The organism is Streptomyces sp. NPDC001093, assembly GCF_040298985.1.
GTDB lineage: Bacteria > Actinomycetota > Actinomycetes > Streptomycetales > Streptomycetaceae > Streptomyces.
Genome location: NZ_JBEPBF010000114.1, coordinates 24025 through 33211 on the forward strand (window position 1 = coordinate 24025; position 9187 = coordinate 33211).

At 71.5% G+C, this 9187-nt stretch carries 10 protein-coding genes and 2 pseudogenes; 4 read left to right on the forward strand and 8 right to left on the reverse strand.

Annotated elements, in window-relative coordinates; all coding sequences use genetic code 11:
- Nucleotides 1-110: 110 nt before the first annotated feature.
- From ABT288_RS37980 to ABT288_RS37990, 3 genes are all read right to left on the reverse strand, one after another.
- Nucleotides 111-536 (reverse strand): CBS domain-containing protein, encoded by a 426-nt coding sequence (locus tag ABT288_RS37980; RefSeq protein ID WP_351618056.1) that lies wholly within the window; start codon nt 534-536, stop codon nt 111-113.
- A 35-nt stretch (nt 537-571) separates the two neighbouring features.
- The gene (locus ABT288_RS37985) at nt 572-886 is read right to left on the reverse strand and encodes a DUF5133 domain-containing protein (RefSeq protein WP_450863170.1); all 315 of its coding nucleotides are present in this window, start codon (nt 884-886) and stop codon (nt 572-574) included.
- A 198-nt stretch (nt 887-1084) separates the two neighbouring features.
- Nucleotides 1085-2209: a CapA family protein gene (locus ABT288_RS37990; RefSeq protein ID WP_351618059.1), complete on the reverse strand. Its 1125-nt coding sequence runs from the start codon at nt 2207-2209 to the stop codon at nt 1085-1087.
- Between the two features lie 264 nt (nt 2210-2473).
- Here ABT288_RS37990 and ABT288_RS37995 point away from each other — a divergent pair, with 264 nt between their 5' ends.
- The 3 genes and pseudogenes from ABT288_RS37995 to ABT288_RS38005 all read left to right on the forward strand — a co-directional run bounded on the left by ABT288_RS37995 (nt 2474) and on the right by ABT288_RS38005 (nt 5381).
- On the forward strand, nt 2474-3514 hold the full coding sequence (locus tag ABT288_RS37995; protein ID WP_351618062.1) for a sphingomyelin phosphodiesterase: 1041 nt from the start codon (nt 2474-2476) through the stop codon (nt 3512-3514).
- Nucleotides 3515-3718: 204 nt separating this feature from the next.
- Nucleotides 3719-3781 (forward strand): annotated as a pseudogene (locus ABT288_RS38000) (hypothetical protein); the annotation flags it as partial.
- Nucleotides 3782-4566: 785 nt separating this feature from the next.
- A pseudogene (locus tag ABT288_RS38005) lies at nt 4567-5381 on the forward strand (SAM-dependent methyltransferase).
- Between the two features lie 36 nt (nt 5382-5417).
- On the opposite strand, the gene ABT288_RS38010 reads toward ABT288_RS38005, so the two are convergent.
- The 5 genes from ABT288_RS38010 to ABT288_RS38030 all read right to left on the reverse strand — a co-directional run bounded on the left by ABT288_RS38010 (nt 5418) and on the right by ABT288_RS38030 (nt 8788).
- The gene (locus tag ABT288_RS38010; RefSeq protein WP_351618064.1) at nt 5418-6281 is read right to left on the reverse strand and encodes an LLM class flavin-dependent oxidoreductase; all 864 of its coding nucleotides are present in this window, start codon (nt 6279-6281) and stop codon (nt 5418-5420) included.
- Nucleotides 6282-6397: 116 nt separating this feature from the next.
- Nucleotides 6398-6673 carry a hypothetical protein gene (locus tag ABT288_RS38015; RefSeq protein WP_351618067.1) on the reverse strand — a complete coding sequence of 92 codons (276 nt, stop codon included), beginning with the start codon at nt 6671-6673 and terminating at the stop codon, nt 6398-6400.
- Between the two features lie 46 nt (nt 6674-6719).
- A complete protein-coding gene (locus ABT288_RS38020; RefSeq protein ID WP_351618070.1) occupies nt 6720-7214 on the reverse strand; it encodes a CBS domain-containing protein in 495 nt (164 codons plus the stop codon).
- A 102-nt stretch (nt 7215-7316) separates the two neighbouring features.
- Complete coding sequence (locus ABT288_RS38025; RefSeq protein WP_351618073.1) at nt 7317-7775, reverse strand: hypothetical protein; 459 nt, start codon at nt 7773-7775, stop codon at nt 7317-7319.
- Nucleotides 7776-7888: 113 nt separating this feature from the next.
- Nucleotides 7889-8788 (reverse strand): universal stress protein, encoded by a 900-nt coding sequence (locus ABT288_RS38030; protein ID WP_351618076.1) that lies wholly within the window; start codon nt 8786-8788, stop codon nt 7889-7891.
- A 70-nt stretch (nt 8789-8858) separates the two neighbouring features.
- Here ABT288_RS38030 and ABT288_RS38035 point away from each other — a divergent pair.
- The coding region (locus ABT288_RS38035; RefSeq protein ID WP_351618079.1) for a CBS domain-containing protein at nt 8859-9187 on the forward strand (329 nt) is incomplete at its 3' end.

Here is a 9187-nt window from a genome sequence, read left to right on the forward strand (position 1 = left end):
GATCCGTCAGCCGTCAAAGGTTCCGCCGACGACTCGGCCGGCCGGCTCCGCTGACAGGAGCCGGCGTACACGGCCGAATCGTCGGCGCCGGGAGATGCTCTCTTCCACGATCAGGCTGGGGCGTACACGCGATGGACGAACTCCGCGAGCTGGTCGTCGGTGAGGTGCCGGGCGATGTCGGTCTCGCTGATCATGCCGACCATGCGCTTGTTCTCCACCACCGGGAGGCGCTTGATCTGGTGGCCCTCCATCTCCCGCAGGGCGTCCGAGATGTCGGCAGCGGCGTCGATCCAGCGCGGCGTGCCCTCGCACAGGTCACCGCACGTCATCCGGGCGGGGTCGTGACCCGAGGCGATGCACTTCACCACGATGTCGCGGTCGGTGATGATGCCGCACATGCGGTCGCCGTTGCCGGGGTCGCTGACCGGAAGCGCGCCGACCTTGTGGTCCCGCATCATCTGCGCGGCCCGGTCCAGCGTCTCGTTCCGGGGTATCCACTGGGCGCCCGGGCTCATGATGTCCTTCGCAGTCGTCATCGCTCATCCCTTCACGGCTGTGCCGGTGCGAGCCGTCAGCCCGCCCGGTAGTCCTGGGTCGTCGGAGCGGATCGACGCGACCGCCGGCCGACGGAGGCCGCCCGTGTCCGCCCGTTCCGCTCCCTCAGGTAGGTGACCAGGTCGGTGCACAGATAGCGCCGGGCGGCGGCCGCCGCCTCCCGCGGATTGCGCTCGCCCATCAGCACGCACAGCGTGTAGCCCGAGTCCTCGAATGCGGCACGCGACGCGAGATCGGCGGGTGCCGCGACCATGGCGCGCTCGCACATCCGGTAGCGTCTCAGCAGACGGCGTACTTCGGATTTCGCCGGTAGCAGCATGGTGCTGGTCACCACCCCAGGGGACTCGGCGGACTTCCGGTGGTGGCGCCGATACCGCGGCGCACGATCACATCCATTTCCCCAACAAGGCCTTCAGCCATGGTGCACGAGGTGTGGAGCGCTGTCTTGTTGGCCTTTCAATCGGCGCCCGGCGAGCAGCAGAAGGCTGACGAACTGCACGGCGTCACGGCCGTCATCGCCGGGCCCAGCTCACCGGCCCGCACCCGCGAGCCCCTCCACGACGCTGAGCGTGCCGTCGGTCTCCAGCCCGATGCGCACACCGTGGCTGATCCGGTCGAGGGTCGAGCGCAGCCAGGCGCGGTCCCCGTCGTCGGCGGGCTCCAGCCGCATCCGCCGCGCCTGCCAGGGGAACATCCGCAGGGCGGTCGGGCGCCCCGTGTCCGCCTCCACCGAGACGAGGTAGCCGAGCCGCAGGTCGTCGCGATACTCCTCGTAGCCCGTGATGCCCTCGTAGTCGTCGATGAAGTCGCCGCAGCCATAGAGGATCAGCCTGCCTCGGTACACCTCCACGGGGCGCGGGTGGTGCGAGGAGTGCCCGTGGACGATGTCGACGCCGCCGTCGACCAGTGCGCGCGCGAAGCGCGTCTGCTCGCGGGGGACGAGATAGCCCCAGTTGGAGCCCCAGTGCACCGACACGACCACGATGTCACCCGGCCGCTTGTCGCGCCGCACCCGCTGGACGACAGCCTCGGCTGCCGACGCCGACAGCTCGCGGGCGTACGCGACACCGGAGCGGTCCGTGGTCGCGGCCCAGTCGGGCGGGACGCCGCTGGACAGTGTGCCGAGGGCGAAGACCAGGATACGGCCGCCGGGCCCGACAGGAAGGGCCGCGGGCGCGTCGGCCTCGTCGGCGTCACACCCCGCACCCACGGTCCGCAGGCCCGCGGCGGCGAGTGAGTCCAGGGTTTCCTCCAGGCCCGGACGGCCGAAGTCCAGCACATGGTTGTTGGCCAGGACACACACGTCGGGCCGGGCCACCGTCAGGGCGGGCAGATTGGCCGGATGCATGCGGTAGTGGACCGCCTTTCCCGGCACGAACGCGTCGCTGCGCGTGACGGACGTCTCCAGGTTCACGATCCGGGCGTCCGGCACGACCTCCTCCAGCAGCCGCAGCGCCTCGCCCCACGGCCAGGCGGGGTGGACCGGTGCGGGGATGGGACCGCTGACCGCCTCGGCCAGTTCCACGTACGACCGGGCATCCGTGACGTAACCCTCGCGCAGTTCCGGGCTTCCGGGGTGCGGAAGGATCTGGTCGACGCCGCGCCCGAGCATCACGTCACCGCAAAGGAACAGCGTCACCACGCCGCCGCCCATACACCCACCCTAGGCGACCGTGGGCGGCATCTTCCCGGCATGGTCCAGCCCAGGGCCTGTGTGAACAGGTCCGGCGCGAGGAGAGGCTCCGGCCGGTGGGATTCACTCCGCGCAAGGTGAACTTGTTCAGACACCTTTTCTCCATGAGGGGATCGCGAGAAGTTCCCCCGGCCGTACCGGCAGGCACCCTACAGTCGCTCTGTCATGTACGCGATCGAACAATCGGTCACGGTCCGGGGACTACCCACTTCACCAGGAGAGCGCATGGTCTCGCGTCGTACAGCTACCGCCCTCACCTCCGGAGCGGCAGCTCTGCTGCTCGGCTTCAGCGGCTACGCGGCCCCCGCCGCGAGCGCCGCCACCGGCACGGCCACCGGCCTCTCGGTGTTCGCCTGGAACGTCGATCTCGGCACCGCGATCGTCGACAGCACCCAGAACGAGAAGGCGGCGCAGCGCACCCCGACCATCGAGTCGATCATCCGCAAGCACAGCGCGGACGTGGTGGTACTGGACGAGGACTTCAACAACAGCTCGACCGCCGACATCACCGGCAAGCTCGCCGATCTCTACCCGTACCACACCCCCGTCGTCGGCCAGACCTGCTCCGGCGGCGGCTGGACGGGTATCAGCGGTGACTGTTCCAACTCGTGGTTCGTCATCAACGGCGGCACCATGATCCTGTCCAAGTACCCGATCACCGCCCAGTACGCCCACGTCTTCAGCAACTCCACCTACGGCACGTGGGACTACCACGCCAACAAGGGCGCGGCGCTGGTGCAGATCGACAAGGACGGTGTGAAGAGCTGGGTGGTCGGCACCCACCTGCAGGCCGACGAGTCCGACACCTCCACGGACACCACGCAGTCCACCCGGCTCGCCCAGCTCGGCGAGATACGCACCTGGGTGGACGGCATCGCCGGCTCGACCGCGCCGGTGCTGATCGGCGGAGACCTGAACGTGGAGTACTACGGCGGCCAGGCGCGCGGTGACTACACCAACGCCCAGACCGCGGTGAACGGTGTGCTCGGCACCCCGGCCACCGACGCCGGTCAGACCCTGAGGACCATGGACTGCCCGGTCGCCTCCTGGTGCCAGTACATGTCGGGCGTCGAGTCCTTCCCGAAGGACTACCGGGACGACCTCGACTACCTCGGCTATCTCAACGCGCCGGGCCGCCCGACGCCGGCCGCGATGTCCACCGTCAAGGTCGACTTCGACCCCCAGTCCGGCTGGACCACGGGCCAGACCGACACCAACGCTCCCAGCGACCACTACCCCGTCGAGGCGACCTTCCAGCTCGGCTGACGGCGCGTGAGTCCGACCGGCCGGACAGCGGGGAACCCCCGGGACCACGACCCGGGGGTTCCCGGCCCCGCGGGAGGCGCGAGGACGCGCGGCGGCCGGGCGGAACTTTTCGCCCAAACTGATGGTCGATACGCTGCCGAAGTGGGTCTGGATCACACCTCGCTGTCCTCCCTGGCCGCCCTCGGCGACGCCACGCGCCGCAGCATGTTCGAGTTCATCGGGCAGGCGCGGCGACCGGTGACCCGCGAGGAGGTCGCCGACAGCCTGGGCATTTCCCGCAAACTCGCGGCCTTCCACCTGGACAAGCTGGTGGCTGCGGGTCTGCTCCAGTCCGGCGTCGAACAGCCCGCGGGGATCCGCAAGGTGGGCCGCCGGCCCAAGGTGTACGAACCGGTGGCCGCGGCGATCGCCGTGCACATCCCCGAGCGCCGCTACGAGATGCCGGCGGACGTCCTCACCGAGGCCGTACTGACCGAGACGCAGGGGGAATCGGCCCGCGATGCCGCACTGCGGGTCGCCTACCGGCGAGGGGAGACGCTGGGCGGTGCCGAACGCGAGCGCGTACGCCCCGGGCGGCTCGGCGCCGAGCGGGAACTGAGCGTGGCCGCGCAGGCCCTCGAGGACTTCGGCTTCGAGCCGGAGCGCACCGCACCCGCCCTGGTACGACTGCGCAACTGCCCCTTTCATCCTCTGGCCGCCAAGGCACCGGAGCTGATCTGCCGCGTCAACCAGGCGTTCCTCGCGGGCTACCTGAACGGCCTGGGCAGCGACAGGACCGCGGCGGTGCCGGCTCCACAACCCGATGCGTGCTGTCGAACTGCGCGGGGAGGACACGGCCGGAGACACACCGGCGACGGAGACGGCCTGCGAGAGGTGAGCGACGCTCCCCGGGCGAGGTGCCGGCCGGCACCCCGGCCCTCCGTCCGCTCCGTCTCGCCGTCCCTGCGACGCATCCCCGAACCCCTGGGCGCAGGACGGGTGTTGGGACACATGGGTTGTGCGGTGAATGATCCACGCCTTGGCATGCCTACGCGGAAAGACAGACACGACTCATGGCCGACCCCGCGACGACGCCCGAGACGGCGATGGGCCAGAAGATCGACATATCGGTGCCGCACTCCGCCCGGATCTGGAACTACTGGCTCGGCGGCAAGGACAACTACCCCGTCGACGAGGAGGCCGGCGACGCCTACACCGCGGTCTTCCCGGCATCGTCACCATCGCCCGCAGCAGCCGTGCCTTCCTGCGCCGCAACATCACCTTTCTGGTCCGGGAGGCGGGGATCCGGCAGTTCCTGGACGTCGGCACCGGCCCGCCGACCGCCGAGAACACGCATGAGGTCGCCCAACGGCTCGCCCCCGAGGCGCGGATCGTCTACGTCGACAACGACCCGATGGTCCTGGCGCACGCCCGCGCCCTGCTCTACTCCTCCCCCGAGGGCGCGACCGCCTACATCGATGCCAACGTGGCCGCCCCGGAACGCATCCTCGAGGCCGCCGCCGAGACGCTGGACCTCGGCCGCCCCGTCGCGCTCATCCTCAGCAACATCCTGGGACACGTGGCCGACTACGATCAGGCCTGCTCCATCGCCAACCGCCTGATGGCCGCCCTGCCGTCGGGCAGTTACCTCTCCGTCAACGACGGCTCGCGCGGCATCGACCCGGTCTTCGAGCAGGCCCAGGACGCCTATGACGACAGCGGCGCCGTCCCGTACAACCTGCGTACGGCCGACGAGATCACCGGGTTCTTCGACGGCCTGGAACTGATCGACCCCCGCGTCGTCCCGGTCACCCAGTGGCGCCCGGAGCCCGGTTCCCCCGCCCCGGAGGTCGTCGCCGAGCACGGCGGCCTCGCCCGGAAGCCGTAGCCCATAGGCGGGGCGTGAAGAGGCGGGCGTAGCTGTTCACAGCCGCGGCGGGCCCGCCTCGATGCGGCGCAGCACCGGTGCCAGACGGTCCAGGTCGGGGCCGGTCTGGATCTGGCGCTCGTCCCACCAGGTGGCGCCGGCGTCGCGGAGCGGGCCGATCACGTCCCTGGCCCTGGCCGGGTCCGGGGGCGTGGCACCGCCGAGCACGAACTCGAAGGGGCGCTCGGTTGCGGCCGTACGCTGCTCGCGCACATAGGCGACCAGTTCCCGCACCTCCGCCGCATCCGGTACGTACCCATGGCGGGCCGTCTCGAAGAGCGGCACCGCGCCGTCCCACCGCGCCGCTCGGCGCATGGGCGGGCGGCGCGGCCAGAACCCGCCGATCCACACCGGCGGGCCGGGCCGCTGCACGGTGGCGGGCACCAGCGTCACGTCCCGCACCTCGTAGTGCCGTCCGTGATGGTCCACGGGCTCGCCGGACCAGAATCGCCGCACCAGCTCCAGTCCCTCGTCCAGCCGCTCGGCGAGGAGGCGCGGATCGGTGGCGTCGCCGAAGCTGCGGTACTCGTCCTCGATCGGACCTCCCAGGCCGGCGGCGAAGATCACCCGGCCGCCGCTGAGGTGGTCCAAGGTGGCCACCTGGCGGGCGAGTTGCTGCGGACGGTACCGCGGGACCGGCGTCAGCAGGGTGCCCAGCCGGATCCGGGAGGTCGACAGCGCGGCGGCGGTCAGCAGCATCCAGGGGTCCCCGAAGGGACGGCCCTGGTGCTGTCGGTGCAGTACGTGATCCCAGACGAACAGCCCGTCCCAGCCCGCCTCTTCGGCGGTGGCCGCCACGGTCGCCACGTTGCGGGGATCGGCGAAGTCACCGAAGTTGGGGATGTTGATGGAAAACCGCATCCCAGCAGGATGGGCACCCGGCGGTGGATGGGCAATCGGGTTTTCGCCCAGGCGAGTTGGAGCCCGGCCGGCTCGGCGTACGGCAGCGGCACGTGCCGCGGGTCGTGCCCGGTGTCTCAGAGTTGCGGGACGGTGGTGCCGCCGCCTGCCTTGACCGCGTCCACGGCAGCCTGGTGCAGTTGCCGGCTGTGCACCTCGGAACGACAGGGTACGGGGCTTCCGCTGAGGGTGAACCATTCGGAGGTGCCCGTGTACTGCACCGCCACGTCGGCCTCGTTGCCGTCCCAGGTGGTGTGGACGGTCAGGTCGCCGACGACGATCCCCGCCTCCTCGGTGCGCGCGCCGCCCCGGCCGGTGAAGACCCCGGGGGTGGTCCATGATGCCCAGACCATGACGTCAGCCTTCCTCTCTGGGTCAGCGGCCCCATGAGCGGAACCGCTACGGAATGACGATTCCGCGTCGCTGTGCGGGGCGGCGAGGCGGCAGCCCGTCCAGGGTGGCCCGTGCGGGACTCCGGCTGGCGGACCCGGCGCGGGTGTGCAGGCCTGCGGCGGCCGCCACGTAGTCCCGGGCCGTGAGCAGGCCGACCAGCCGTCCGCGGGGATCCGTGACCGGCAGGGCGTCGAGGTGTTCCTCGGTCATCACGGCTGCCGCGCGCAGAACCGACTCCTCGGGGTGGACCGTGACGGTCCGGCGGGCGTGGACGAGCTCGCGCACCTTGCGGCAGGACAGCGTCGCGGCCGCGGCAGCGCAGGCCACCGCGAGTTCGGCACGGTCCAGCAGTCCGGCGCAGCAGCCGTCCCCACGGACCACCGGGAGGTGAGGCTGCTCGGACCTCTCCATGACCTCCCAGGCCATCAGCACGCTCTCGTCGTCACCGACCGAGTACGGGGCGGCATCCATGAGACTCCGCACCGAGAGTTGCTCGTTCACGACTGCCTCCTCGTGCCGCGCGTCCGGCCCGGTCATCCCTCTCCTGCGGCGCTGGTGTCGCTCGCCGCGCTTCTTTCACGCTCGTTGGACAGGCGGCCCCTGTCAATTGGGCCACATGGCCCCACCGCGGACCATTGGCCCCACGCTCGGCCCCGCGTACGGGGCCACTCGGCCCAGCCTCGGTGGAGAGCCCACGACGACCCCCTGCGCGGGCTCAGGCGGGCTCCGGTACGACGGCCACCGGGCAGGCGGCGTGGTGGAGGCCGGCAGGGCCTCGCGGGCCGGGCCCTCCACCGTACGCGGCCGGGTCCGCAACCAGGCCGGGGCCTCCCGCAGCGCCTCCTCCACCGCCTCGATGGCCCGGCGCTCCTGGAAGCGGCCCGGTTCGCCGATGACCAGCAGACTCCCCGTGCTCACGGGCACGGGTCCGTGCCAGGCCCGTACGGCCTCCAGGGCAAGCCCGCGCAGCAGGGCCCCCTCGACCGCGTACCGCGCGGCGGCCGACCCGGCCGGCTTCTCGCGCACGCCCAGGACGATCCCGCCGCCCGTGCCGGAGCGCATACCTGTGGGAGTGCTACGAAGGCACAGCCCTGGCCCACGGCTCCGGGAAGTGGCGCGTACACCAGCCGGAGCGACGCCCCGCGCAGGGCCGCCTCGTCGGACGCCAGTGGCGGTCAGCCGTGGGCGACGACCGCGACAGGGGCGGCGATGTGGTGGATGGCGGCGTGCACGACATGGCCGATGCGGGCGCCGAACGAGCCGGTACGGATGCGCCGGCCGACGACGGCCAGCGAGGCGTCGCGGGAGCCCTCGACGAGGTTCTGTGCGGCGCTGCCGCTCCGGCTCGCCTCGATCACCTCGACGTCCGGGAACTTCTGCCGCCAGGGGCGCAGCACCTTGCTCAGCAGGTCGGCCTGTCCGTGCGCGAGCGCGTCGTACAGCTCGGCGTCATCGGAGAAGCGGTAGAAGGAGGGCGGCGGCTCGGGCCGGCTGTGGACGACCCGCAGGGGGGCGTCGCGGCGTGCGGCGGCGTCGAAGGCGAACTCCAGCACGGTGTCGTGCGGATCGTCGATGTCGAGACCGAGCACGACCGGCCCGACGGGCGCCGCGGCGGACGCCGCGCCCGCGCGATGGGACCCGTGCTCGTCCTGCTCCCCCGCCCGCACCAGCACCACCGGAAGCTCGGCGCGGGCCACGACGGCCAGACTCACCGAGCCGGCCATGAACCCGCCGATCCCACCGAAACCCCGTGAGCCCAGCACCAGCAGTTCGGCGAAGCCCGCCGCCTCGCACAGGACGTCGGCGACCGTTCCCGTGAGCTGCTCGATGACCACCGTGATGCCCGGGTGACACAGCTGGATGACTTCCGCGCACTCCCGCATCATCTGATCGGCCCAGTGCTGGTACCTCTCCGGGGCCGGCAACGGGTTCTCGGCCAGACACCTGGGCACCGGCTCCCTGACATACACGATCTTCAGCGGCACGCCGCGCAGCAGCGCCTCGCGCGCCGCCCACTCGGCCGCCGCCCGGCTCTCGGGTGAGCCGTCGATGCCTGCCGTGACGGTTCCGGACATGGTCTCCGCCTCCAGGGTGAGGGTTCCGTCTTCAGGCTGGCGCTGTGGTGGGGGCGGCATCAGGGGCCACATGACCCCCGCGGGAGCCGACCGACCCCAGGACCGGGGCCCGGTACGGCGGCAGGACCGGGGGCCGGGCGGCCCCTGGCCCGTCCTGCCGCCACCGGCACACCCTGGAAGAAACGGCACACCCACCGAGGCCCGCACGGAGGTCACCATGTACGGCACCTCGCGCATCGTCAGCGATGTCATGAGCCAGACCGTCGCCGCCGTGGGGCCGCGTGCTCCCTTCAAGGAGATCGTGCAGCTGATGCAGGACTGGCAGGTCAGCGCCCTGCCCGTGATCGAGGGCGAGGGCCGGGTGGTCGGCGTGGTCTCCGAGGCCGACCTGCTGCCCAA

What these genes read in the sequence shown, in the direction of transcription:
- ABT288_RS37980 (WP_351618056.1), bottom strand. Translation starts at nt 536, where the DNA reads ATGACGACTGCGAAGGACATCATGAGCCCGGGCGCCCAGTGGATACCC.
- ABT288_RS37990 (WP_351618059.1), bottom strand. Translation starts at nt 2,209, where the DNA reads ATGGGCGGCGGCGTGGTGACGCTGTTCCTTTGCGGTGACGTGATGCTC.
- ABT288_RS37995 (WP_351618062.1), top strand. Translation starts at nt 2,474, where the DNA reads ATGGTCTCGCGTCGTACAGCTACCGCCCTCACCTCCGGAGCGGCAGCT.
- ABT288_RS38010 (WP_351618064.1), bottom strand. Translation starts at nt 6,281, where the DNA reads ATGCGGTTTTCCATCAACATCCCCAACTTCGGTGACTTCGCCGATCCC.
- ABT288_RS38015 (WP_351618067.1), bottom strand. Translation starts at nt 6,673, where the DNA reads ATGGTCTGGGCATCATGGACCACCCCCGGGGTCTTCACCGGCCGGGGC.
- ABT288_RS38025 (WP_351618073.1), bottom strand. Translation starts at nt 7,775, where the DNA reads ATGCGCTCCGGCACGGGCGGCGGGATCGTCCTGGGCGTGCGCGAGAAG.
- ABT288_RS38030 (WP_351618076.1), bottom strand. Translation starts at nt 8,788, where the DNA reads ATGTCCGGAACCGTCACGGCAGGCATCGACGGCTCACCCGAGAGCCGG.